Origin of the sequence: Croceicoccus sp. Ery5 (assembly GCF_020985325.1) — a bacterium.
Taxonomy (GTDB): Bacteria; Pseudomonadota; Alphaproteobacteria; order Sphingomonadales; family Sphingomonadaceae; genus Croceicoccus.
The window spans coordinates 1,727,188-1,751,728 of record NZ_CP087587.1; the positions used below are offsets into that span (position 1 = coordinate 1,727,188).

Annotated in this window: 21 protein-coding genes; 7 read left to right on the forward strand and 14 right to left on the reverse strand. The window is 63.3% G+C overall.

The genetic code is table 11. From position 1 onward, the window contains the following. Nucleotides 1–167: 167 nt before the first annotated feature. Nucleotides 168–965, forward strand: coding sequence for an IclR family transcriptional regulator (locus tag LOZ74_RS08000; RefSeq protein ID WP_230293610.1), 798 nt, complete (start codon nucleotides 168–170; stop codon nucleotides 963–965). Here LOZ74_RS08000 and LOZ74_RS08005 read toward each other — a convergent pair. From LOZ74_RS08005 to LOZ74_RS08040, 8 genes are all read right to left on the reverse strand, one after another. Then, complete coding sequence (locus tag LOZ74_RS08005; RefSeq protein ID WP_230293611.1) at nucleotides 955–2,397, reverse strand: aldehyde dehydrogenase family protein; 1,443 nt, start codon at nucleotides 2,395–2,397, stop codon at nucleotides 955–957. The genes LOZ74_RS08000 and LOZ74_RS08005 overlap by 11 nt on opposite strands. Nucleotides 2,398–2,413: 16 nt before the next feature. Next, a complete protein-coding gene (locus LOZ74_RS08010; protein ID WP_230293612.1) occupies nucleotides 2,414–3,619 on the reverse strand; it encodes an LLM class flavin-dependent oxidoreductase in 1,206 nt (401 codons plus the stop codon). Continuing rightward, nucleotides 3,616–4,284 (reverse strand): LLM class flavin-dependent oxidoreductase, encoded by a 669-nt coding sequence (locus LOZ74_RS08015; RefSeq protein WP_230293613.1) that lies wholly within the window; start codon nucleotides 4,282–4,284, stop codon nucleotides 3,616–3,618. Before LOZ74_RS08015 ends, LOZ74_RS08010 begins: the two co-directional genes overlap by 4 nt. Before the next feature lie 3 nt (nucleotides 4,285–4,287). Then, nucleotides 4,288–5,136 carry a phytanoyl-CoA dioxygenase family protein gene (locus LOZ74_RS08020; RefSeq protein ID WP_230293614.1) on the reverse strand — a complete coding sequence of 283 codons (849 nt, stop codon included), beginning with the start codon at nucleotides 5,134–5,136 and terminating at the stop codon, nucleotides 4,288–4,290. After that, entirely contained in the window at nucleotides 5,133–6,281 is a 1,149-nt protein-coding gene (locus LOZ74_RS08025; protein WP_230293615.1) for an NAD(P)/FAD-dependent oxidoreductase, read from the reverse strand. Before LOZ74_RS08025 ends, LOZ74_RS08020 begins: the two co-directional genes overlap by 4 nt. 46 nt (nucleotides 6,282–6,327) lie before the next feature. After that, complete coding sequence (locus LOZ74_RS08030; RefSeq protein WP_230293616.1) at nucleotides 6,328–7,071, reverse strand: arylmalonate decarboxylase; 744 nt, start codon at nucleotides 7,069–7,071, stop codon at nucleotides 6,328–6,330. 118 nt (nucleotides 7,072–7,189) lie between these two features. Then, nucleotides 7,190–7,714 (reverse strand): carboxymuconolactone decarboxylase family protein, encoded by a 525-nt coding sequence (locus LOZ74_RS08035; protein ID WP_230293617.1) that lies wholly within the window; start codon nucleotides 7,712–7,714, stop codon nucleotides 7,190–7,192. Then, complete coding sequence (locus tag LOZ74_RS08040; RefSeq protein ID WP_230293618.1) at nucleotides 7,711–8,574, reverse strand: alpha/beta fold hydrolase; 864 nt, start codon at nucleotides 8,572–8,574, stop codon at nucleotides 7,711–7,713. Before LOZ74_RS08040 ends, LOZ74_RS08035 begins: the two co-directional genes overlap by 4 nt. A gap of 399 nt (nucleotides 8,575–8,973) precedes the next feature. Here LOZ74_RS08040 and LOZ74_RS08045 point away from each other — a divergent pair, with 399 nt between their 5' ends. Then, nucleotides 8,974–11,403 carry a TonB-dependent receptor gene (locus tag LOZ74_RS08045; protein WP_230293619.1) on the forward strand — a complete coding sequence of 810 codons (2,430 nt, stop codon included), beginning with the start codon at nucleotides 8,974–8,976 and terminating at the stop codon, nucleotides 11,401–11,403. Nucleotides 11,404–11,593: 190 nt separating this feature from the next. Here the strand turns inward: LOZ74_RS08045 and LOZ74_RS08050 are convergent, their stop codons facing one another. After that, nucleotides 11,594–13,321 (reverse strand): thiamine pyrophosphate-binding protein, encoded by a 1,728-nt coding sequence (locus LOZ74_RS08050; RefSeq protein ID WP_230293620.1) that lies wholly within the window; start codon nucleotides 13,319–13,321, stop codon nucleotides 11,594–11,596. Between the two features lie 44 nt (nucleotides 13,322–13,365). Continuing rightward, nucleotides 13,366–14,211: a phytanoyl-CoA dioxygenase family protein gene (locus tag LOZ74_RS08055; protein ID WP_230293621.1), complete on the reverse strand. Its 846-nt coding sequence runs from the start codon at nucleotides 14,209–14,211 to the stop codon at nucleotides 13,366–13,368. A gap of 193 nt (nucleotides 14,212–14,404) precedes the next feature. Between LOZ74_RS08055 and LOZ74_RS08060 the strand changes: the two genes are divergently transcribed. After that, nucleotides 14,405–15,745 (forward strand): LLM class flavin-dependent oxidoreductase, encoded by a 1,341-nt coding sequence (locus LOZ74_RS08060; RefSeq protein ID WP_230293622.1) that lies wholly within the window; start codon nucleotides 14,405–14,407, stop codon nucleotides 15,743–15,745. Here LOZ74_RS08060 and LOZ74_RS08065 read toward each other — a convergent pair. The 4 genes from LOZ74_RS08065 to LOZ74_RS08080 are packed head-to-tail and all read right to left on the reverse strand — an operon-like array spanning nucleotide 15,742 to nucleotide 19,499. Next, nucleotides 15,742–16,647 carry a polysaccharide deacetylase family protein gene (locus LOZ74_RS08065; protein WP_230293623.1) on the reverse strand — a complete coding sequence of 302 codons (906 nt, stop codon included), beginning with the start codon at nucleotides 16,645–16,647 and terminating at the stop codon, nucleotides 15,742–15,744. The genes LOZ74_RS08060 and LOZ74_RS08065 overlap by 4 nt on opposite strands. A gap of 4 nt (nucleotides 16,648–16,651) precedes the next feature. Next, complete coding sequence (locus tag LOZ74_RS08070) at nucleotides 16,652–17,425, reverse strand: SDR family oxidoreductase (RefSeq protein WP_230293624.1); 774 nt, start codon at nucleotides 17,423–17,425, stop codon at nucleotides 16,652–16,654. Continuing rightward, the gene (locus LOZ74_RS08075; RefSeq protein WP_230293625.1) at nucleotides 17,422–18,861 is read right to left on the reverse strand and encodes an MmgE/PrpD family protein; all 1,440 of its coding nucleotides are present in this window, start codon (nucleotides 18,859–18,861) and stop codon (nucleotides 17,422–17,424) included. The genes LOZ74_RS08070 and LOZ74_RS08075 overlap by 4 nt, the downstream gene beginning before the upstream one ends. Continuing rightward, on the reverse strand, nucleotides 18,858–19,499 hold the full coding sequence (locus LOZ74_RS08080; RefSeq protein WP_230293626.1) for a cysteine hydrolase family protein: 642 nt from the start codon (nucleotides 19,497–19,499) through the stop codon (nucleotides 18,858–18,860). Before LOZ74_RS08080 ends, LOZ74_RS08075 begins: the two co-directional genes overlap by 4 nt. Nucleotides 19,500–19,702: 203 nt before the next feature. Here LOZ74_RS08080 and LOZ74_RS08085 point away from each other — a divergent pair, with 203 nt between their 5' ends. The 4 genes from LOZ74_RS08085 (at nucleotide 19,703) to LOZ74_RS08100 (ending at nucleotide 24,494) form a co-directional block, all read left to right on the forward strand. After that, complete coding sequence (locus tag LOZ74_RS08085) at nucleotides 19,703–20,539, forward strand: alpha/beta fold hydrolase (RefSeq protein ID WP_230293627.1); 837 nt, start codon at nucleotides 19,703–19,705, stop codon at nucleotides 20,537–20,539. Continuing rightward, complete coding sequence (locus LOZ74_RS08090; RefSeq protein ID WP_230293628.1) at nucleotides 20,536–21,939, forward strand: MFS transporter; 1,404 nt, start codon at nucleotides 20,536–20,538, stop codon at nucleotides 21,937–21,939. The genes LOZ74_RS08085 and LOZ74_RS08090 overlap by 4 nt, the downstream gene beginning before the upstream one ends. Nucleotides 21,940–22,023: 84 nt before the next feature. After that, nucleotides 22,024–23,367 (forward strand): MFS transporter, encoded by a 1,344-nt coding sequence (locus tag LOZ74_RS08095; RefSeq protein ID WP_230293629.1) that lies wholly within the window; start codon nucleotides 22,024–22,026, stop codon nucleotides 23,365–23,367. Continuing rightward, nucleotides 23,364–24,494: a CaiB/BaiF CoA-transferase family protein gene (locus tag LOZ74_RS08100; protein WP_230293630.1), complete on the forward strand. Its 1,131-nt coding sequence runs from the start codon at nucleotides 23,364–23,366 to the stop codon at nucleotides 24,492–24,494. Before LOZ74_RS08095 ends, LOZ74_RS08100 begins: the two co-directional genes overlap by 4 nt. The last annotated feature ends 47 nt before the right edge of the window (nucleotides 24,495–24,541 follow it).

Genomic DNA, 24,541 nt, shown 5'->3' on the forward strand with positions numbered 1-24,541 from the left:
GGGTCCATCATATGGAGCCCGGTTCCCAAAAAACTATTCGCCTGGCGGATAGTCAGGCAAATTTTTCTCAGCGCATCGGCCCATCCATGAAACCTTGCTGTAACAAATAGTGACGGTTCAGGGATGTTGACATGGAAAACGCTCATATTCGTTCCATCGGCAGGGCCATGACGGTTCTGCGTGTGGTCAATCAGGCCGAAGCCCTTTCGATGATGCAGATATCGAAAGCGGTCGGCATTCCCTATCCCACCACTTGCCGCATTGTGAACACACTGATCGACGAAGGCATGCTGGAGCGGGAGCCGAGCCGCAAATATTACAGGCCGACGGCCTTCGTGAACACGCTGTCGCAAGGGTATAAGGATCACAACGATCTCGTCGGGATCGCGCGGCCGAAGCTGGAATCGCTGACGGCCAAGCATTTCTGGCCGGTGTCGCTGACGACGCGCGTGGGGCAGCATATGCTGGTGCGCGATTGCACCCATTCGGCTTCGCCCATGGCGCTGACCAATTACCAGCCCGGCGCCGCATTCCCGCTGATCGAATGCGCATCGGGCCATGTGGTGCTTGCCTATAGCGATGAAGAGCAGCGCCAGGCGTGGCTGGATGCCGCAGCAGGCCTCGACAATGCGAGCGATCCGCTGATCATCGAACGGCTGCGCGACCCCGAGTTTTCGGAAACCGTGCGCGCGCAGGGCTATGTGCTGCGCGGCTATAACCGTTTCACCAACACGCCCGGGCGCACCAGCTCCATCGCAGTGCCGATTTTCAGCGAGGGCGAAATCTGCGGCGCGCTGACTCTGGTGTTCTTTTCGGTCTCGATGAAGCAGGAAACCGCGATCGAGCGTTACCTGCCCGACCTGAACCGGGCGGCGCGCGCCATTACGGTCAAGCTGGCGGAAGCATCGGGCGATACCGCCCGCGATCGCGCCGACAAGGGCGCGGCCTCCGAACTTAGAGCGTGATGTGGACGGAGCGTGTCTCGGTATAGCTCAGCAGCTCTTCGAGACACTCTTCCCCGCCAAGCCCGCTGTTGCGGATGCCGCCGAATGGCGCGCCGACGAAGTGCATGCGCGCACCATTGATATTGGTGACGCCGCTTTCGACAGCGGCGGCCGTGCGCAGCGCCTTGGTGATGTCATTGGTAAAGAGCGATGCGGTCAGGCCGAATTCGGTGCCGTTGGCCATGGCGATCATCGCATCCTCGTCAGTCCATGACTGGATGGTGATCACGGGGCCGAATGCTTCCTCGCGCGCGATGGTCATATCGGCGGTGACATCGGTGAACAGGGTTGGGGCCATAAAGAAGCCGCGGTCGAACTGCGCGCCTTCTGGCCGGTTACCGCCCATCAGCAGAGTTGCTTCGCGCTTGCCGATATCGACCAGCGCCTGAACCCTGTCGCGGTGGGCCGCGGAATTGAGCGGGCCCATGTCGGACGCGGGATCGCTGGCATTGCCGACCCGGATCGCCTGCATCCGTTCGACCAGTCGCTCGGTTACTTTGGCGCGCAGGGATTCGTGCACCAGCACCCGGCTGGTAGAGCCGCAGCTTTGCCCCGCCCATGCGAAATTCATGCCCGCGATCGCGGCATCGGCCGCCTTGACCGGATCGGCGTCGGGAAAAACGATCAGCGGGTTCTTGCCGCCCAGTTCCAGCGTGACATGCTTGATAGCGCTTTCGGCAGCGGCGCGCTGGATCGCAAGGCCGGTGCGTACCGAACCGGTAAAGCCGATCCGGCGGACATCGGCGTGGCGCGCAATGGTATCGCCCACCGGCAGGCCATAGCCCGACACGATATTGACGACGCCCGCGGGAAGGACGCGTGCGCAGATCTCGGCAAAGATCCCTGCGCTCAGCGGGCTGGTTTCGGGTGTTTTCAGCACGACGCAATTGCCCGCCGCGAGCGGTGCGGCGCAGCTGGCCGTGGCGAACATGAAGGGATGGTTGAACGGCACGATCCGCCCGACCACGCCATAGGGCACCCGCCAGCTCATATGCATGCCGGACGAGAGCGTGTTCATCGTCTCGCCCTTGATCTCGGAAATTAGGCCCGCGAAATATTCGAACTGGTTGGCCGATTTGAACAGATCGTTGCCCAGATTGGCAATGGTATTGCCCCCGTCGGCTGCTTCCAGCCGTGCGACGTCTTCTGCCCGTTCGCGCACGGCGGCGGCAAGCTGGCGCAGCATATCGCGCCGTTCCCAGATCGTGGTTTCGGCCCATGCATGCTGCGCCGATTTCGCGGCGGCGACGGCGGCATTGACGTCCCCGGCAGTGCCGGCAGGTGCGCGGCCCAGCGGCTCTTCGGTCGAAGGATCGATCGATTCGATCCATTCGCCGCCCGAGCCATAGGTCAGCTCGCCGCCAATCAGCATCGGGCAGGTGATATATTCCATGGGTCGTGAACCTTGATCAGGGGTGGCGCAGGCCCAAATGGCCGCGCAGCGTATCGGTGGTGTAATGGCGGCGCACAAGCCCCCGTTTCTGCAGGATCGGGGTAACCTCGCTCGCAAAAGCGGCAAGCCCCTCGGACTGCAGCGGGAACATCAGGTTGAACCCGTCGCAGGCCTGCGCTGCCGACCATTCGTCCATGAAATCGGCGAGTTGTTCGGGTGTGCCGACAAAGCTGTGATGCGCGCGCACCTTGGCCTGGCGGCGCAGATAGTCGCCCAGGGTGGGAATAACGCCATCCTCGCCGATCAAACGATCGGGATCGCGCATGCCGCTCAACACCTTGGGCGCCTGCCGGATGTCGTCCATCGGCAGCGGGTCCTCCATCCGGTACCGGCTGAAATCGATGCCGAACTGGTCGCCCAGCATCGCCAGCTGGATACGGGGATGCAGCAGTTCGAGATAGCGTTCCTCGTTCGCTTTCGCCTCGGCCTCGGTCCCGCCCAGAATGGGGGCAACGCCGGGCATGATGCGCAGCTGGTCGGGATCACGGCCGACACCGGCGACCAGCCCCCGCAATTCATCGCGGAAGGCAGTCGCCTTCTCGCGCTCCTTGGCGATGGTAAACATCACTTCGGCCACGCGGGCCGCGAAATCCTTGCCCGCAGGCGACATGCCGGCCTGCACGCGCACGGGCTCTCCCTGCGGCATGGGCGGCAGCGATTGCCACAGGGCGCGCGCATCTTCGACATAGCCGAGCGCGCGGCGATAGCGTTCCTCCTTCCCCGGATGCTCCCGGGTAGAGAAATTGGCTGCCGCGCGGTCGGCACCGGTGGTCACGATGTTCCAGCCGATGCGGCCCGCGCTCAGACGGTCGATCGTCGCCAGCTTTGTCGCCGTGGCGCGCATATCGGTATAGGTCGTGGAATAGGTGCCGACGAAGCCGATCCGTTCGGTCACCGCGGCAAGGGCCGGGATCAGCACCAGCGGGTCGAGCGTGGGAAAGGCCAGCGCCCCTTCGTGCCTGCCGTCCAGCTCGTAGGAATAGAGAATTTCGGCGAAAAACACCATGTCCATCGCGGCGCGTTCCGCCTCGCGCGCCAGCGAGCGGTAATAATCCAGCGTCAGCAGGTCTTGTGCGGGGGTCGGCGATGCACGCCACGATCCCACATTATGGCCATGCCCAAGAACGAACAGGCCAAGGGCGATATTGCGTGAATTGCTCATGCTTCGGGGAATCGTTCGAGGATGGACTGGCCGGAGGGGCGGGAGAGGCGCGCGGGCGCGGCGGGCAGTTCGGCCAGCTTCACCTTCCACAAGGTTTGCGGGTTCAGCACCAGATCGGCCGCGGCTGCAATGGCGCCTTCGTCGCTCAACGCGATAAGGGGCACGTTGCCCTGCGGCGGGCGCGGCATGTTGAGCGGGCCTTCGACCTGGAAATATTCGCCTTCGTGGTGGATGGCGCGAACCTTGTCGGGGTTCGACATCAGGCCATTGTCGGCATCGCTTTCCAGCGCATCTTCCTGCCAGCTGGCAAAAAGCTCGCGCACGGTGGCGACCAGTTCCAGCGTCCGTGCCTCGTCAGAGCCTGCCTCGATCCGCCATGCGGCGCGTCCGCCGCTCATGAAGTCCAGCGTCGCCAGACCGCGGGCCAGCGTATAGGGTTCGACAGTGGACGCATTGACCGACGCGCACAGCCCGATCTGCCGCGTCCGCGCCGCGCAGAATGCTGCCATTGCCAAGCCGTCGAGCGGGTCGACTTCATTGCAATTGCCGACCAGCACAAGGGGCCAGCCGGCTCCGTCCATGCGTTCGATCGCGGCGATCCATTCGACCAGCGTTTCGCTTTGCACGTCCTGCGGCCACAGAACTGTCGGTGTGATCTGACCCATGGCTCAATCCCCCCAGCGTTCGGGCGACAGGCCCGGTGCATCGTCGTCGACCCCCTTGCGTTCGGTATCGAATTCCCAATGAAAATCGAACCGGTTGCGGTCGGCCACCATCGGCAGCAATTCGGACGGCACATGCTGCAATTGTTCGGACGACCAGTTGGGTACGGGGCCATAAGGGCGCGCCCAAAGCGGGCGGTAATCGATCTCGATCATGCCGCGCGTCTGTTCGGTCGTATTGGGACCCACGCCGTGGAACAGGCGGGTGGCGAAAATGAACGCGTCGCCAGCCTTCAGCGGCAGGGTCACCGCATGGGGCATGCGATTATACCGCCGATAGGGCTGCGCATCGGAATGCCAGCAAATATGCGATCGCGGTACGATTTTGAGCGCCGAGCGATCCTCGCCGGTATCGTCGAGATAATAGAGAACGCGCAGCCGCAGCGGGCAGGATTCGAGCCATTGCGAATAGGTCGATCCGAAGGGCTGGAAATCGGTATGATAGTCCAGTTCGGGCGCGCCGGGGTGGCTGAGGATATAGAAGCTGTGCATGAACACCAGCTCTGGCCCCATCAGGTCGCGCGCGAAGGAAAGCACCTTTTCGTTACCGATCAGCCGCGCTGCCTCGGGCCCGTGCGTGTGCGGCGGCACCTTGGCAAAGGCAGGCTTGTCGGTGAAGAACGACGGACGCATTGGCAGGGTTTCGAACTCTGCCTTCAATGCGGCGATATCGCTGGCCGAGATCGCGTTTTCCATGACGAGAAACCCTTCGGTTTCCAGCTGCCGGATCTGTTCCGGCCGCGTCATGCCGATGCATCTGTCGCGCAAGGGAGAGGGTGCTTCGTGGCTGGTCATGTCAATCCGTTCGCTTCTCTCAGCCCCTCGATCATCGCGGTTTTCATCAGAAAGGCGCGGGCCGCTTGCGGATCGGCGGCAAGGCCGCGGAACTTGGCGCGTTCCTTGCCGGCCAGATCGGCGTCTTTCTGTTCAAGCGATTCCTTGTTGCCGATGGTCATCGACTGCAGGAATTTCTTGGCCGCATAGCGGCGCTGCCTGTCATACAGGTCCAGCGGGGCAGTGTCGCCCGTTTCGCTCCACGCGGCCAGAGCGCGCGACAGGTTTTCGGCATCGTGGATGCCGAAATTCATGCCCATTCCGCCCAACGGATTGTTCAGATGCGCCGCATCGCCCGCGATCAGTACGCGCTTGTGCCGAAAGCTGTGCGCGACGCGCTGGTTCACGCTGTACAGGTTGGTGTGGACGATATCGAATTGCTTGTCCTTGCCGATCAGCCCCTCCAGCCGTTCGCGCGCGCGGCCGAAATCGGTCAGAACGGCCTCGTCCTCTTCGGGGTCGGTCGGGAACACGGTGCGCCACACGCCCGGGGGCGCTTCGCCCGGCACCTTGAAGACCGCGCACCATTCGACCGGGTCAGAGACATAGTTGGAAAAAGCAAACCCCAATGTCTGGAAATCGAAATTGCTGGTGATCACCAGAAACCGCTCGGGATAGGTGAAACCCTCGAACTCGAACGGTTGCGACTTGCGCACCACCGAACGGCCACCGTCGGTGCCGACCAGCCAGTCGGCCTCGTACCGGCCCTTGCTTGTGGTGACGGTCACGCCGTCGTCGCCATTTTCGATGCCGGTCACCGGCTCGTCCAGATGGAGCTCGAACAGCGGATTGTCTTTCAGCTTGTCGCGCAGGATCTTGACCAGCTTGTGCTGTTCGCATTGCAGGCGGAACGGAAATTCGGTCTGGTCGGCCAGCAGGCCCAGATCGAATTCGGCGATCAGCCCTTCGGTCCGGTCGCGGCGTTGCCAATGGGCGGCGACGATACCCTGTCGCATCAGCTCGTCGGTCACGCCCAGGGGGGCCAGCATCTCCAGCGTGGGCGGATGATAGGTGGCGGCACGCGGATCGGTGAATTCACCGCCGTCGCGTTCCAGCACAAGAACGGGAATGCCATGACGTTCGATCAGGAACAGCGCAGTGCTCATGCCGGTCGGGCCGGCGCCCGCGATAATTACAGGACGGCGCGCCATATCAGAATTCTTCCAGCAGTCGGCCATAGCCATGGATGCGGTCTTCGATGCCAAGGCGGCGCAGCGCGTTCCAATAGGTCAGCATGTTCATCGACAGCACCGGCTTGCCCAGCCAGCGTTCGGCTTCTGCCGAAACCCGCATGCCGGCAAGATTGGTGCCGACCTGAACGATCGTATCGACATCGTCGCCATCAAGCTCGCGATAGGCTTCGCGCACATCCTCTTCGGTGGTGTGCGCGATCATGCGCGGGGTTTTGCACTTCAGACCCTTCAGCCGGACGACTTCGAACCCTGCGTCTTCCAGATAATGGCGCACCACCTCGTCACCGCGCGGCTGATGGGGGGTCAGCACGGCCAGCCGCTTCGATCCGAAGCAGCTCAACGCGGCGCGCAGGGCATCCGAACCCATGGATACGCCGACACCGGCGCGGTCCTCCAGCGATTTGCGCAATTCCTCGGCCTTGTCGACGCCGCCCCAGAATGCTTCCAGCGCCACGCCCATGATCAGGTGCTGTGGCTGGCAGGTCATCACCTGATCCACGGCCGGACCGATGCCGGACCGCATGGATTCGACATGGGCGGCGAAGCTGTCTTCGGAATCGATCTTGCGTTCCGGTATCGAGATCCGCGCGATGTGATTGGTCACGCCGCGCGGGCGCAGATCGTCGCATTCGGGCTGAACCGAAGTATTCGTCGACGGCATCACGATGCCGATGATGCTCCGCCAACCTAGCAAGTCTACCATTGCAATCCCCTTAGTGCTCGATGCCGGATTGGCGCGGGCGAGGGGATAGGGCTGCAACAGCTTCAGCTTTGCTCGCTTAGCGAATATGGGATTGCTGCGGGACAGCCTGCATCGCGGCTCAGCCGAAATCGACCGTGCTGTCGCCGATCGCGCCCAGATTGAGCGCAAGGCAGGTCGTGGTGAAAAAGCCCGTCAAGCCGACCAGTTCGACCATACCGCGCTTGCCCAGCGCGTCTTGCGCGGCTTCGAACTGGCTGTCGGTCAGCTGGCCGGTTCGCAGCAAGGCAAAGACCATGGCGACGATGGCCTGCAAGCGTCTGTCGGCCTTGGCGAGCGAAGCTTCTCCTTTAGCCAGAGAGAGGATCAGATCGTCGTCGAGCCCTGCGTCGCGCGCCAGCTTTGCATGGGCGGCAAATCCCGCGCTCGACCGCCAGTGCCGCGCGATGGCCAGCATCGCGGCTTCCCGCTCGGCGCGCGAGAGAGTGGTCGACCGCGCGAGGCATTGGCGCAATTCCTGCAATGCCTCCCACACCAGCGGGGCCTGCTGAAAGACTGGGAAGGGGCCGCCGTGCGTCGCCTTGTCCGCCATGCGCTGCTGGTCGGCGTCGCGATCCTGTTCGGCGATGGCGGGAAAACGGGTCATGCGATTTGCTCCATGAAGGAAAGGACCGCCCGCGCCCCATCGGCAGGAGCGTCGGCCAGCAGCAGATGTCCGGTGTCGTCGATGTTCCCGCTACCTATGCAGCCCGGCCAGAGGGTGGCGATGCGCTCTGCCATGGTGACCGGCAGATAGGTCGAATGGCTGGACCAAAGGGTGATGCCCGGTGTCGACAGGCGTGGAAGCAATTGCGCCAGCAGGCTATTGTCATATGCGGCCGCGCGCAATGCCGCTTCGCGTGCGCGCCATGGCAGTCGGTGATGCGCGGCCAGCTCTTCGGCCAGATCGGCCAGCCACGCCGGATCGTGGTCGCGGCGCATCAATGTGCGCAGCTTGTCCGCCATCCAGCGCGGATCTGCAGGCTGTTCGCCCACCTGACCGCCGGGAGGGCGCGCATCGCCGCGTGGCAGGCCGCTGCTCGTGGCAAGGATCAGGCCCTTTATGCGTGTCGGCTCATCCAATGCGGCAAGGACTGCCGGAATTCCGCTATGCGACTGCCCTACCAGAACGACATTATTCGCGCCGCATGCGTTCAGAACGGCCAGCACGGCATCCGCATAGGCGCGCGCCGAATAGTCGCCATTGGTAAAAGGGCCTGCCAGCCCGTGCCCGGGCAGGTCGACGCGGATCACGCGGCAGCGATCGCGAAGCCCGAATGCAAGACCATCGAACGCATTCGCGCCCAGCCATTGCGCGGACAGGACGACCAGAGTGGACAGGTAAGAATGCGCGCCCTCGTCAAGGTAATGAATGACCGCGCGCCCTGTATCGACAAAAAGCGATTCCGGACGGAGCGATCGCCGCGCGGCTGCGGGCATGTCTTGCAAGATCGGATGGTCCTTCATGGCCCCCTCACGACTAGAGACTCACCATCGGGTGATCATGGCGGTGATGCCGCGTGACCGTTGGGCGATCATTCTCCGCGTCGGCGCCGGAGGAATTGGATACAGAAAAATCTTTTCGCGGTGTGCGCTTTTGCAAAAAACAACATTTTTATAGATATTTGATCCTGCTACTATGCTTCTGTCGGTCAAATCCGGAATACGCAAAGGACACCATTTCTGATCGGTTAGCGAATAGCCGACCGAAAACCCATCGCTTCGAAACCGCGTGACAGGAATGTTGCATCGCGACCGGGGGCACTCTTGCCGAGTGACCGTCCGGGCCAGGGAGATACACATACCGTCGTTCTGGCGATCAGCGGGATCGGGCGAACGGCCGTTTAGAAGCGGGGATCTTTGGACATGAAGTTTCACAGGAATAGCAACGCGAAAAGCAAGGCCCTTGCGGCTGCTTCGGTGCTGGGGCTCGTCATGGGGGCAGCCGCTCCGGCCTATGCACAGGATGCAGAGGCGGCTGACGAACAGGCAGGCACGGCTTCGGCAGGCGACATCATCGTCACGGCCCGTGCGCGTGAGGAAAAGCTGATCGATATTCCGGTCGCGGTCTCGGCATTCAGCCAGGAATCGTTGCAGCAGGCCGATATCGCCAATCCGGTCGAATTGTCGAACTATGTTCCCGGACTCGACTTCCAGCAGGCAGCGGCCGGCACGGACAGCCCGGGTTCCAACCCCAACATCACCTTCCGCGGCATCCGCCAGCAGCTGAGCAGCGCATCGAACCAGGTCGGCGCGATCTTCTATGACGGATCATTTCTGGGCGCGGGCGCGGGCATTCTGACGCTGGAAGATCTGGAGCGGGTCGAAGTGATCAAGGGGCCGCAGACGGCTTACTTCGGTCGCAACACTTTCGCGGGTGCGGTGAACTACATCCCCGCGCAGGCCAGCGATTATACCGAAATGAACGGCGAGCTGATGTATTCGCCTTCGGATGACGACAGCTTCAAGATCGCGCTGGCTGCCGGAACGCCGCTGGGCGACCGTGCAGGTTTGCGCTTCAACTTCGTCCGCGCGCGTTCGGGCGGCGATTTCGAATATGGCGACGGCGAAGCACTGAACCGTCAGGACAAGACGCAGGTCGGCGCGACCTTCACGGTCGAGCCGGTCGATAATCTGAACCTGAAGTTCAGCGGCTATTACGTCGATGCGACCGACACCTATCTGAATGTCAGCATCGATTCGACCGTTCCGGCGGGCGAATGCGATCGCACGGTCAGCGGCGAATATATCAATACGGCCACGGGCGAACGCACCCCGTTCACCACCGATCTGTCGCAGCTTCCCTATGGATCGTTCTGCGGCCATTTTCCGGAGGGCAAGGATTCCAACATCCTGACCCCGATCTCGCTCTATCCCACGGCCGAAAATTCGGTCGGCGGCGATCCCAGCGCCAGCTATGAAGGCAATGCGCTGATGGACGGGCTGAGCCTTTTGCCCGATATGCCGGGCCGTTTCGGTGGCCACCACAAGACGTGGCGCGGCCAGATGAACGGCGACTATACGTTCGACAGCGGCCATTCGGTGTCGTGGATCGCATCGCGCACCATGTTCGGATCGAGCTATTCCTTCGACCAGTATTTCGGGCTTAGCGCCGATGGCAGCGTGCTGCCGCGCGGTTACCAGACCTGGATCAAGGAAACCTATGCCGAGGCACGCTTTGCGTCGCCGCAGGAGCAGGCGTTCCGCTATATGTTCGGCGCGACGCATTACAAGCAGGACTATCGCAATGGCGCGACCGGCCCTGTGCTGACGGTCAACTTCCAGGACACCAAATCGTTCTCGCTGTTCGGCGCGGTCGATCTGGACCTGACCGATACGCTGACGATTTCGGGCGAAGGCCGCTGGGTGCATGACAAGCTGTTCGTGGACATCAATGGCGACCCGACGCTGCCGACCGACAGCCCGTCGGTGACCTATCAGTCGGGCAATTCGATGAAGAAATTCATGCCCCGCGCGATCGTCACGTGGAAGCCCGCGCTCGATACCACGATCTATGCTAGCTGGTCGCGCAGTGCGCTGATCGGGGAACAGACCAATGCCGCCGTCGTGCACGGGCTGGATCCCGAATTGATCCCCGATCCCGACGCTTTCGGCGATTTTACCCCGCCGCAGACCAACACGTCCTATGAACTCGGGTGGAAGCAGCAGCTTGACTGGGCAACCTTCTCGCTGGCCGGTTTCTACATGAAGTGGGACAATCAGGTTTTCCGGACGACGGTTCTGGCCGGTACGCAGACCACCTCCTACGCATTGCCCGGCGCGTCCGAGTACAAGGGTATCGAGTTCGAGGGCTTTGCCACGCCCACCGACTGGCTGAACATCGGTGCCGGCCTGTTGTGGGTGGATGCCGAACTGCTTGACTACGCGGCGCGCAGCTCGTTCGAATCTGCGGTGCTGGGGTCGGGCACTCTGGCGGTCGTTTCCGACGGCTATCGCCCCAAAGGCGTGTCGGAATGGAGCGGTAACCTGAACCTGACGGTGCATGGCGACGTGGCGGGCCACGAAAGCTATGTCCGCAGCGACTTCCTGTATCGCGGCTCGTTCTACGCCGAGAACCAGGAGTTCAACAAGATCGACGGCGCGCTCAAGATCAACCTGCGTGCCGGTACCGACTTGGCCGAGGGCCTGACGTTCGAGCTCTACGGCAAGAACATCACCGATAATCGCCAGCTCGATCCGATTGCGTTCACGACCTCGGGTCCGAACGGGCGCAAGATCTTTACGCCCCCGACGATCGCCCGCGAACTGGGTGCAAGGTTGATGTTCAACTTCTGATCCGGACATCTCCGCATCACGGGAACGGGCCCTTCCTGCCATAGCGGCAGGAGGGGCCTTTTCCTTTGGTTGTGTATTCGCGGGGCCGCAGCACGGACCGGTTTGCGGCACGAAAAAGCCGGCTCCACCCATGTGGGGGAGCCGGCTTTCGTCTGGTTTGATGAAGGCCCGCCGAGTGGCGGGCCGTGTTTTAGCGAAGATCCATCGAATGATGGGCGTTGAGGCTGGATTTCAAATCCTCGAACGTCACCATGCGCAGGCGTGGATCGGTCTTGCGTTCCTCGCCCGCGTCGGGATCGGTGATGACGTTGAGGACCGTGGCCCCCTTGTGCGCCAGCGCGCGATCGACTGCATCGGCCAGTTCCTGCGCCGTTTCGACTTTTTCGCCCACTGCGCCAAAGCCCTGTGCGACAAGGTGATAGTCGCATTGGCCGATAACGCAGTTCACCGTGGTGCCCAGACGTGTCAGCAGGGCATTGCGCTCGGTTCCCCAATTGCCGTCGTTCGAAATGATGCAGGTCAGTTCCAGACCCGCGATCACGGCCGAATTGAACTCTGCCGGATAGAATCCGAAAGACCCGTCACCCGTGACCAGCACGACCTTGCGCCGGGCGTTGCCGCTGTCCTCTGCCTGCTGGCGCGCGCCTGCCGCTGCGCCAATGGCCAGCGGCGTACCGATACCCATCGAACCCAGCGGATAATGGTCGAGATAGCAGCGTTCCGAACGCATGCGCATTTCGGCGGACATCCAGTTATAGACATCGGCACCATCCGCGACAAAGATCGTGTCTTCGGGGATCTTGTCCATTAGGGTCCGCGCAATGGCAAAGGGATGCAGCGGGCGCGAATTGTCGCGACCCAGACCCGCCACGCGCTCCAGCCGTTCGGCCAGTGCGTCATTGACCCAGCCGGTCCCGAACGAAGGCGCGCCGCGACGCGCCAATTCGGCATTCAGCATTTCGACGCCCGCTTTGGCATCGCCCTGAATGGGCAATTCCACGGTCCGCGTCCGGCCAATCTCGCCCGCGTCGATGTCGATCTGGGCGAAAACGGCGTCCTCGGCAAAGCGGGGCGCCATGCCGAAGCCGATCCGTTGTTGCAGGCGGATACCGACGGCGATGACCAGATCGGCCTTTTGCGCGGCGACCTGAGACAGCGCCCACGGGAAGCCATGGACCATGTCCTCGGGCACCAGACCGCGCCCCAACGCATGGCCGAATACCGGAATGTCGCAAGCATGCGCCAGTTCGCGCAATGCCGCCCCCGCGCCGGACAGCGCAGCACCGGTTCCGGCAAGGATCAACGGGCGTTTTGCCTTGGCCAGCGCATCGGCCAGACCGGCGATCATTTCGCCGGCAGGCTGCGGGGCCGCGACGGGCAGCTTCCTGCTGGGAATGCGCTTGGCCAGATCGACGGCCTCGCCCTCCAGATGGGTGGGGATACCCAGCACCGCGACACCGGGGCGGCCCGACAGTGCCTGATGGAATGCGGCGTTCAGGAATTCTTCCAGCCGGTTCGCATCGTGAACGGTGCGCGCCCATTTGACGAAGGGCTTCACCATGTCGAGCCCGTCATTGGTCTCTTCGCCCATGGATTCCTCGGCACTTTCAGAGACCGAGGCAAGCAGGACCACCGGCGAACAGGCCAGCTGCGCCGTGCGAATGCCGCCCAGCGCATTGGGCATGCCCTGATGCCCCGCGATCATCGCCACGCCGGGAAGGCCGGTGACGCGTGCAAAGCCATCGGCTGCGGCCACGGTCGATGCCTCGTGTCGGCTGGGGATGATGTGGAAATCGGTCTGTTCAAGATCGCGCAGCAGCGGCGCATGGGCTGCGCCGGCGAGGCAGAAAACGGTGCGTAGCCCGTATTGGCGGAACACCTCGATCATTACTTCGCCGCCGGTCGGGCTCTGGGTCATCGCATTCTCTTTTTGTTGGTCGGTAGAAAAGGGGGAAGGGCGGATCAGCCCGGCATCAGACCGGCATAATCGCCTTCGCGCGCATCCAGCGTGGTGCCTAGCATGGCTTCGGCATCGCCGCCGTTACGCGGTTTCAGAAACGGCTTCGCCTCGGCAGGGGCATTGGCGACATCGGCCTCGTCCCACTCGTTCACGGGGCCCGCACAGCGCGCCCATCCGGCGCGATAGGCATATTCCAGCATGCCGCGCGGTTCGTTCCCCAGATGGGGATGGGTGCCGTGAAAGGCCTTGACGTTGAAGACGATGGCATCGCCCGCCTTCAGCGTGATCGTTTTCATATCGGCATGATGGTCATAGCGGACATAGGGATTGGCAGCCCCGTGGACCGAGATATGCGAACGCGGCACGATGGTGAACGGCGCGCGGTCCAGCGTCAGATCGTCCATATAGATCAGCACGCGCAATGTCGCGGGCGAGCTTTCCTCCCATCCCTTTGGCTTGGAACCATAGGGTTGGTAATCGGAATGCAACGCAAGGCCGGGGACGCCGGGACCGCTGGTGATGTAATGGCCCAGCATGAACACGATGTCGTCGCCAAGCGCCCGTTGCAGTAAAGGGACAAGGCGCGGATTGCCGATCTGGCGGGCGAATTCGGCGCTGTGCCACTGGGGCGGTGTCTTGGCGAATTTCTGATGCTCGCTATAGGGCGCGGTGTTCATGGGCAGATCGGCCAGCTCGCCGCGGATCTGTTCGATCTGCTGTCCGTTCAGCAGGCCGGGCACGACGACATAGCCTTCCAGCGCCAGATGCAGGTCCTGCGCTTCCAGATCGAGCGTGCTCCAGTCGGTATCGACCAGGCTGACCGGACCCCGGCTGGTTTCTTCGATCATTGTTTGCTCTCCTTGCAACCCATGGACGCTATTCACTGGATCGCTGCAATCGACGAAAAGCCGCGCCCAGCCCATGGCTTGCTCTAGCCTATCCGGCATGCGAGCACGAGCGTGCGAAGACTGTCCAACCGGCGGCCAAGGTTTGAAAAACAGGGCGCGGCACAGATTGAACGCCGCGCCAAGGAGCTGACCAATGTCCGATCGCCAATTGTCCCTTGCAGCCATTCTGTCTGCCACCGGCAGCCATATCGCGGGCTGGCGGCATCCCGATTGCCCCGCGGACGGCGGTTACAATATCCGGCGATATATCGAGGCGGCGCAAATCGCCGAGGCGGCGAAGTTCGATCTGTGTTTTCTGGCCGATAATTACGCGCTGAAACTGGCCAGCAATGAAGAGCTGTCGCGTACATCCAATTCGATCGCCCTGCTGGAACCGATGACGGCATTGTCGGCCATGGCGATGATGACGAACGACATCGGCCTCGTCGCCACCATGTCGACGACCTATTGCGAGCCATTCCATGTCGCGCGCATGATGGCCTCTCTCGATCATATCAGCGGCGGACGCGCGGGGTGGAACCTCGTCACCTCGGCCAATCCGGCCGAAGCGTTGAATTTCAACCGCGATGCGCAGGACGATCATGCGATGCGCTATGCGCGCGGCGGCGAATTCGTCGATGTGGTGCGCAAGTTATGGGACAGCTGGGACGATGGCGCGCTGATTGCCGACAAGGAGAGCGGACGCTATTTCCAACCCGATGGCGTTGCCGCCATCCATCACAAGGGCGAGCATTTTTCGGTCAGGGGGCCGCTGAACGAGGCCCGTTCGCCGCAAGGGCATCCGGTGATCTTTCAGGCGGGTTCTTCGGGCGCGGGCATCGCGTTGGCGGCGCGTTCGGCAGATTGCGTGTTTACCCAGCAGCGCGGCATTCCCGGCGCGAAGGAATTCTACGCCACGATCAAGGCCGCCGTCGCCGATGCGGGACGCGATCCCGATCAGGTGCGCGTCCTGCCCGGCATGGTGCCCTTCGTTGCCGAAACCGAAAGCGAGGCGCAGGCCAAATTCGATGCGCTGCAGGCGCTGGTCGACCCCAGGGTGGGCCTGCAAATCCTGACGGCGGTTCTGGGTGGTAATGTCGATCTGTCGATCTATGACATCGACGCGCCGGTGCCCGAAATTCCTGAGACAGAGGGCATGAAGACGTTTCAGGCCAATCTGCTGGCCGAGGCGCGCGACGAAGGGCTTAGCCTGCGCGAATTGTACCTGCGCTATGCGGCGGGTTTCGGTCACTGGCGCGTGATCGGTTCGGCCACGCAGGTCGCCGATGTGATCGAGGAAGCATTTCACGAAAATGCGGCGGACGGGTTCGCGATATCCTCGGCCATGCTGCCCGGATCGCTGGGCGATTTCGCCCGTCTGGTCGTGCCCGAATTGCAGCGGCGCGGGCTGTTTCGCACCGAATATCAGGGTAACACCTTGCGTGACCGTCTGGGCCTGAACCGGCCCGCGCGGATCGATCCCGCAGCGGCCTAAACGGTATAGGCGGCGGCAGCGTCCCGTTCGGCGGGGTCGCTTGCCGCCTCGAACCAGTCGGCGATGCCGCTGCCGGTCATGAACACCGTGTCGCTGCGCTGTTGCAACAGGTCGAGCATGCGTTCGAACCAGCTGAAGCGGTGGGGCACGGCAATCAGATGCGGATGAAGGCCCAGCGTCACAATGCGCGGCCCGCGCTCCAGCTCGGCATCATAGGTCGTCAGCGTTTCGACGAGCCGGTCGTGCATTTCCGAAGATCTGTGCTTTTCGACGGCATAGATAACGCTGTCGTTGATCTCAAGCGAGTAGGGCACGCCGACCATCGCGCCCCGATGCGTCTTCATCCAGACAGGCAGATCGTCAAGCACCCAGTCGCAGCAATATCGGATGCCGTTGTCCGCCAGCAGATCGAGCGTATCGGCGCTTTGCCGCAGGCCCGGGCCCAGCCAGCCCGCAACGGGCTTGCCGGTGAAATCCGCGATCTTGCCAATGGCCGCTTCCAGCAATTCGGCCTCTCCGTCATCGGCCGTCAGCGCACGCTGATGCATGCCGTGGCCCATGAATTCCCATCCCGCTTCGGCGACGGCGTCCGCCAGATCGGGGTAATTGTCGATCACGCTGGCATTGAACGCGCAGGTGACCGGCAGGCCGCGTCGGCCCAGCGTTTCGAACAGGCGCGGCATGCCGCAACGCATGCCATATTCGGCCCAGCTGAAATTCGGGATGTCGGGCACGGTTTCCACGCCATGCGGCCCCGGCAACAGCTTGCGCGGCATGCCGTGGTCGAACCGCCAGTTCTCGATATTGACCACCACATGCACGATCAGCCGCCCGCATTCGGGCGCGGCCAGCGGCTTGCGGGCCGACGACAGCATGAACGGAACGCGCGGATTGGTGGACATGATATCAAAGCCCTTTGGTTGCGCCGCCATCGGCGGTGATCGAAGTGCCGACCAGCATGTCGGCGGCGTCGGACAGCATCATTGCTGCCAGCCTGCCCATTTCGTCGGCGGTGCCGATCCGGCCCAGCGGCTGCGCGGCCAGCAATTCGCGTTCGACATCGGCCTCTGTACGGCCCGAAGCTGCGGCCATGCGCGCGACCAGCCCATCCCAACGGTCGGTGCGGGTTGGGCCGGGGTTCAGCGCGTTGATGCGAATGCCGTCGCCCGCGACCTGATCGGCCAGCCCGCGGATGACCGCCAGACAGGCGGCATTGGCCGCCGAACCGGGCAGCATCGCCCCGCTGGGCTGCTTTCCGTTATTGCCGACAACGACCAGTATGCGGCCCGATTGCTGCGTCCGCATCGCGGGCAGAAGCGCGCGGATGGCGCGGATCATGCCCATGAATTTCAGGTCGAGCGCATTGCGCCAGACCGTGTCCTCCAGATCGGAAAACGCACCGCCCTGAGCGGCTCCGGCGGAAATCAGCGCAAGATCGATGCGGCCATGGCGCTCCAGAAACGCAGCCACGGCCTTTTCCGCATCGCCTTCCTGCGTCAGATCCGCAGCGAGTGGCAGAGCGCCGGGCAGCGTTTCGGCAAGGCGCGCGGCCGACGCGGCCGTGCTGCCGGTGATGCCGACGATGGCACCTTCGTCATGCAGCACGCGCGCGGTGGCGGCGCCGATCCCGCGGCTGCCGCCAAAGACCAGCGCGGTCCGTCCACCTAGGCCGAGGTTCATGCTCCCACCTGATCGAGTGCGTTCCAGTCGAGCAATTCATGCAGGACCGAGGCATCCTCCGCCTTTTCGAGCGACCAGACGAAATCGAATACCGCCTGCTGACGCTCGGCCGACAACAGGCCCGATGCATTGTCGGCAAACTTGCCCTCAAGCTCGGCATCGCTGAGCGGATTATGCGGGCTTCCGCGATAGGCTTCGTCGGCCCAGCGTTCGTGCACCGTCCCGTCGCTGGTAGTGATGCGAATGCGCGAACGGATGCGGTCCCAGCCCATATCCTCGATCTCCTGGCTGAATTCGGTCTCGATCCGTTCCTGCATCGCGATGCTTTCGGGCGAGGAGACGAATTCGTCGGTGAACTCGTCCTTGCCGCAGCGCCCCTTCAGCGCGATGGCCGCAAGCAGGAAGGCGAATGAGAACTTGCCCTCAAGCTCGGTGCGCGCGATGCGGAAGCGGATCGGGCCAAGCACGTTCGAACCGGCCGAAAGCAGCACGCTTTCGATATCCTCCGGCTTAATGCCCTTTTCTTCCATCAGGAACTTCATCGCATCCATCGACGGGTGCGTCAGCACGCCCGAGGGATAGGGTTTGATCGAAACGCCGGGTGTCACCATCGTAAAGGGCGCGCCGATCCGGTCCCGGACCAGCTCGGGCTCTCCGCCCGGGCCTGCAATGGTGAGATAGCCCCATTTGCCGTCGAGCGCCTCGGTATTGGCAGAGAACCCCACGCGCGCCATCAACGCGGCGGTCACGCCGTTTTCGGCTGCACGGCCGACATGGAACGGTTTGGTCATCGTGCCGAAATTGGCGCGGATGCCTGCCGAACACGATGCCGCAATGCCGATGGCGCGGGCAGTCTGTTCCTCGTCCAGTCCCAGCATTTTGGCTGCCGCAGCGGTTGCCGCAAAGGCACCGATCGTGCCGCTGGTGTGAAAGCCGCGCATATAGTGATCGGGGTTGATGGCCTCCGCGATCTTGCAACCGACTTCGAATCCGGTCGCAAAAGCGGACAGGAATTGCGCGCCGCTGACGGGCTTGCCGGTTTCCTGCGCGACCAGATCGACCAGCGCCAGCGATGCGGCCAGCGGCGGCATGGTCGGGTGCATCAGCAGGCCATAGGGGCGGCCGGGCCCTTCGGCGAGCTGGGTGTCGTCCCAATCCATCGCGTGCCCCGCCGTGCCGGTCCACAATGCGGCCAGATGCGCGGGCAGGCTGTGTCCGGCAGCGCCCAGCGGACGCCCCTGCTTCGCGCCGCCCAGCGTAAGGATATAGCGGCCCAGCGGCGCCATTCCCGGCTGCTGGCTGCCGCCCAGCGATACTGCCAACCCGTCAAGGACGCAGCGCCGCGCAAGGCGCAGATGTTCGCCCTCCAGCGCATCCTCGCCGGTCGTGGTGATGAATTTGGTAATCGCCGAGGTCAGCGTTTTCGTATCGCTCATTTTGGGTTCCAGATATCGATGATTTCGTCCACCGGCGGCGTGACGCCGAACCGGTGGCGGACATTGGCAAGGGATGCTTCGTGCAGCTCGTGGCTCCATGAAGCGCAGGTTTCGGGGGGGACGACCACGCCGTAGCCAAGTTCAAAGCCTGCGCGGAACGTCGTCTCGACACAGGCATTGGTCGACACGCCGGTCACCACAAGCGTGCGAATGTCACGGGCGCGCAGCAGCAGGTCGAGGTTGGTGGCGGTAAAGGCGCTGTAACGGTGCTTGCGGATTTCCAGCTCGCCGGGAACGGGGGCCAGTTCCCCAATGAATTCGGCGCCTTCGCTGCCTGCGATGCAAAGCGTGGGCGACGAAACGGTCGCTCCCTGCCGTTTCCACAGCCAGCTGTCGGAATCGCTGCCATTGTCGGGCAGGGTCCAGAAACCGACATGCGCGACAGTAACACCGGCCACGCGCGCGGCATCCAGCAGGCGGCGGATCTGCGGGGTGGCGCGGCGCGCGGGCGCCAGATCGCGCCCGGCCTTTTCCGCCCCGAAACCGGGGGTGCAGAAATCCTTTTGCATGTCGATGACCAGCAAGGCGGTATGTTGCGGCGCCACTTGCTGTTCCAGCGTCGTCAGAAAGGGGCGCATGGGCCAAGGCTCCGTTCGGGCAGCCGCAGCTGCGTTTCCCGATCCAAAGCAAGTCCGCGCGGTTTGCGGCACTGCTCAATCGGCTCTGCTCGCATAGCGAACAGGCGGCCTGCGCTTCGGGTGGAAACCGGTGCTGACCGCCTGCCGACCAATATGCATGCCCGCTTGCCCGTCAGGGGTTTCATTGCTGTAGTCATTGGCGAATGGGTACGATCCAGAGCCGAAGCATCACCGCCAATGGCCTGACTTTCCCCGCGATCGAGGCGGGGGAGGGGTCGGTTCTGCTGATGCTGCATGGCGGCGGATCGCGCGCGGCACATTTCATGCCCTTGATCGAAAACCTGTCGGGATCGTTCCGCTGCATCGCCTATGACCAGCGCGGTTTCGGCGGCACGCAGGTTCCCGACGACGCGCCTGTCGATCACGAACATTGGGCGCGCGACGTGCCGGCAGTGCTCGATGCGCTGGGCATCGGGTCCGCAACGCTGCTGGGGTGGTCGCTGGGCTGTTCGGTTGCCATCAATGCCGCCGCCCGCGATGCGCAGCGGTATGATGCGCTGGTGCTGCTAGGCGCGCCCGATCCGGCGAAACGGGTGAATGCCGCCGCTCTGGCCGAACGGCAGGCAGAATATGAAGCCCTCGACCGGGGGGCATTGGCACGGCGCGCGGCGAGCGATCTTGCGGCGCAGCTTGCACCCGATGCATCGGATAATGCCTCGCTCCTCGACATGCTGGTGGCCGACCGCATGGCGGCTCCGCTCGCTTTGCAGGCGCGGACCATCGCAGGATATGCGACGCGCGGCGATCTGCTGGCGGCTGCGCGATCGCTGCGCGTCCCGGCGGTTCTTTTGACGGGAGAGCACGACCGGACCTGTCCGCCCGATGGCGCACGGGCGATGGCCGATGCGCTGGGCGCGGCGCCGCCGCGGATCGTGAAGGGATGCGGCCATTATCTGTGCGCCGAGAAGCCCGCAGCCGTGGCCGCGGCCATCGAAGAATTGTTGAAGGCCCGGTCGGGCAAGAACGGAAAGTTGAAATGAGCACACTCGCGGCAGACCGGCGCAGCCAACCGGCATCGGGCGGTAAGTCCTATCCCTCGCTGTCGCTGTGCCTCGGCTTTGGCGTGGGCACGTCGGGCGTGTCGATCATGCTCAATACGGTGTCGGTCTATTTCCCGGCGCTGATGGCGACGGTGCTGGGGCTTGACCCTGCGATTGCCGGTACCTTGCTGGTGATATCGAAGATCTATGACGCCTTTGCCGATGTGATCATCGGCGCGTCGAGCGACAAGCTTCGTGCGCGGTTCGGTCGCCGCCCGTTCCTGTTGGCCGGTGCGATCATTTCCTTCGCCTCGCTGCTGATGATCTTCATGGCTCCACCGATGAGCGAACCGGTGCTGATCGGCTATATGGCGGTAGCGCTGGTCATTTATTCCACCGGCTATTCGCTGTTCAATGTTCCCTATCTGGCGCTTCCCGCCGAAATCACCCGCGGCACGCGGGAACGGTTGAAGCTGATCTCGTTCCGCACGGCCTTTATCGGGATCGGCCAGCTGACGGCGCTGGCGCTCAGCGCATGGCTGATCGAGACGGGCGGCGGCGGCGCCAGCGGCTATCGCCTGATGGGCGGGATCATGGCGGTATTGGCACTGCTGACGATGCTGGGGTCGTGGATCGGCACGCGCCGCGCCATTTTCGACGAGCACAAGGGCGCGCCCCACCGCCTGACGCGCGAAGATTTCCGCACCTTGCTGGAGAACCGCCCGCTGTTCATCCTGCTGGGGGCGAAGCTGTGCCAATATGTCGCGTTCGGCGTGCTGATGCCGATCACCCTGCTGTTCCTGCTGAATGTGATGAGCGTGGGCTATACCGGCATGATCCACCTTTCCATCGTGCAGAACGCCACCGTGTTCGCATCGATGTGGGCGTGGACGCGGATCGGGCGGCGGATCGGCAAGCGCAATGCCTATCTGCTGGCGCAGGCGATCATGATACCGGCGGTGATGACATGGTATTGGGCCGATGCGTCGACAGGCTATCCCGGCATCTGGTGGCGCGGCGTGATGTTCGGCTTCGCATCGGGCGGGGCCTTGCTGATGAGCACGTCGATGCTGCCCGATACGATCGAATTCGACCGGCTGAAGAACGGCGTCGAACGCGGCGGCGTGTTCGCCAGCCTCTATTCGGTGAACGAGAAGCTGGGCTTTGCCATCGGTGCCGCCGTGCTGGGTTTTGGCCTGTCTGCGGCAGGCTATATCTCCACCCATGATGGCGATATCGTGACCCAAACGGCGCAAACCGTCAGCGCGCTCTATGCGATAAAGACGACGGTGCCTGCCGCCATGCTGGTGCTGGGCGCGACTTTGCTGTGCTTCTACAATCTTGACGAGAACAGGCTGGAAGAACTGCGTGCGCAAAAGACTGCGAAGGCCGATGGCTGATCGCGTGGCGGACACAGGCCATGGCAGGGCAGACCGCCGCAAACGGCGCGGGCAGGACACGGGCTTTGCAACAGAGTACGCGCGATGACCGAAGACAATAGTAGCAGGGCCGATGACGACAGCGGCTATCCCCGCCCGGCCTATGCGTGGACGGCGGTGATCCTGCTGACGGTCGCATATGCGCTGTCGCTGCTCGATCGCTGGGTGCTGACCCTTCTGGTCCATCCGATCCAGGAATCGCTGGGCATCGGCGATACGGCGATGGGCCTGTTGATGGGGCCGATCTTTGCGCTGGTCTATGTGCTTTCGGGCCTGCCTTTCGGCTGGCTGGCCGACAGGTTCAATCGCCGCAATCTGGTGGCGGGTGCGATCAGCTTCTGGTCGTTGATGACGGTCATGTCGGGTTTCACCCGCAGCTTTTTCCAGCTCGCCGTCTGCCGCTTCGGCATCGGTTTCGGTGAAGCGGCGCTGACCCCATCGGCGACTTCGCTGATTTCAGACCTGTTTCCCCGCCGCAAGGTGAATGCGGCGATCGGCGTGTTCGATCTGGGCATCTATGCCGGTATGGGCCTGTCCTATCTGATCGGCGGCGCGCTGCTGGCATGGGCGACGGCGCATCATGCCAGCATCATGGGCGGATCGCTGGAACCGTGGCAGATCGTCTTCGTCATGGTCGGCGCGCCCGGCATCCTGATTTCGCTGGCACTGCTGGCAGTCGTGCGCGAACCGCCGCGCCATAATCGGGGGCGGCAGGCCAGCGCGTCGATGAAGGCCTGTTTCGCGCATATCGGGCGGCATAAACGGGCTCTGGTCCCGCTGGCAGTGGGCATGGGGACGGTGGCCCTGTTCGGCTATGCGTTTACATGGCTGCCCACGATGTTCAATCGTGTGTGGGGATGGGAAACGCAGGATTTCTCGATCTGGTACGGCACGATCCTGCTGGTGATGGGGCCACTGGGCACTGTCAGCGGCGGGCTGATCGCCAACCGGCTCTATGCCAAGGGGTACAAGGACGCACCGTTCCGCGTGCTGTCGGTCAGCCTGCCGGTGCTGGTGATTGTCGGCGGCACGGCAGCGCTGTGGCCCAATCCGTGGATGACGATCGGCGCGCTGGCGGTTTCGGCCTATTTCAGTTCGATGTCGACATCGACGGGCATTGCCTCGGTCGTGTTCGCGACGCCTGCCCAATATCGCGGGCGGGTACTGGCGCTGTACACCATGACCAATGCGATGATCGGCACGCTGATCGGCCCGACCGGTGTCGGCCTGCTGAACGATACGGTGTTCACGTCGGACGAGGGGATCAAATGGTCGCTGACCGTGATCCTGCTGACGGCGGGCGGCGTGCTGACGGCGCTGCTGCTGACGGGGCGCAAGGGATATGCCCGCGCGGTCGAGGAACTGGAAGCATCGGACGCGGCGGCATGATGCAGGCTCTGGCAGGAATTACCGTCGTATCCATCGAACAGGCGGTCGCCGCCCCGCTATGCACCGCGCGGCTTGCCGACGCGGGCGCGCGGGTGATCAAGGTCGAGCGGGCCGAAGGCGATTTCGCGCGCGATTACGACAGCGCGGTTCATGGCGAGAGCACCTATTTCGTCTGGCTTAATCGCGGTAAACAGTCGCTGGCCGCCGATCTGAAGAATTCCGACGATCTGGCACTGGTGCGGCGGATCCTGGCCGACGCGGATGTGTTCGTGCAAAATCTTGCCCCCGGCGCGGCAGAGCGTCTTGGTCTGGGCGCGGACGATTTGCGCCGCGATTTCCCGCGCCTGATCTGCTGCTCGATCTCGGGCTATGGCGAGGACGGCCCCTATGCGCGGCGCAAGGCGTATGATCTGCTGATCCAGTGCGAAAGCGGGATGGCATCGATCACCGGCTCGCCCCATGCGGCAGGGCGGATCGGCGTGTCGGCGGCGGATATCGCCTGCGGCATGAACGCCCACGCCGCCGTGCTGGAGGCGTTGCTGGCCCGTGAACGGACGGGGCAGGGAAGCATCGTATCGGTTTCGCTGTTCGATGCGATGGCCGATTTCATGGCGGTCCCGCTGCTGCAATATGATTATGCGGGCAAGGCGCCTGAACGCGTCGGCATCGCCCATGCCAGCATCGCCCCCTATGGTGCCTATGCCACCGGTGACGGGGTCGAAACGGTCTTTGCCATTCAGAACGAGCGGGAGTGGCGTAATTTCTGCACCATCGTGCTGGAAAGCCCCGACATCGCGGGCGATCCGCGTTTTGCCAGTAACGAGGCGCGCTGCGCGTCGCGCGGCGATCTGGATGCTGCCATCGGGGCCGTTCTGGGCGGGTTGGACGCGGCAACGCTGGAACACCGGCTGGAGCAAGGCGGGATCGCCTTTGGGCGGCTGAACGATGTGGCGGGACTTTCGCGCCATCCCCAGTTGCGGCGGGTCACGGTGGAAACGCCAGGCGGCCCGGCGCAATATCCGGCCCCCGCGCCGCTGCATGATCGCACGCCATTGCAGCCCGGACCGGTCCCGCGCATCGATTCGCATGGCGAGGCCATCCGGCGCGAATTCGCAGAGGGCTGGTAAGACCCTCTGCGCCAGGCATTAGACCGATAAAGTGCCTGCCATGCCGC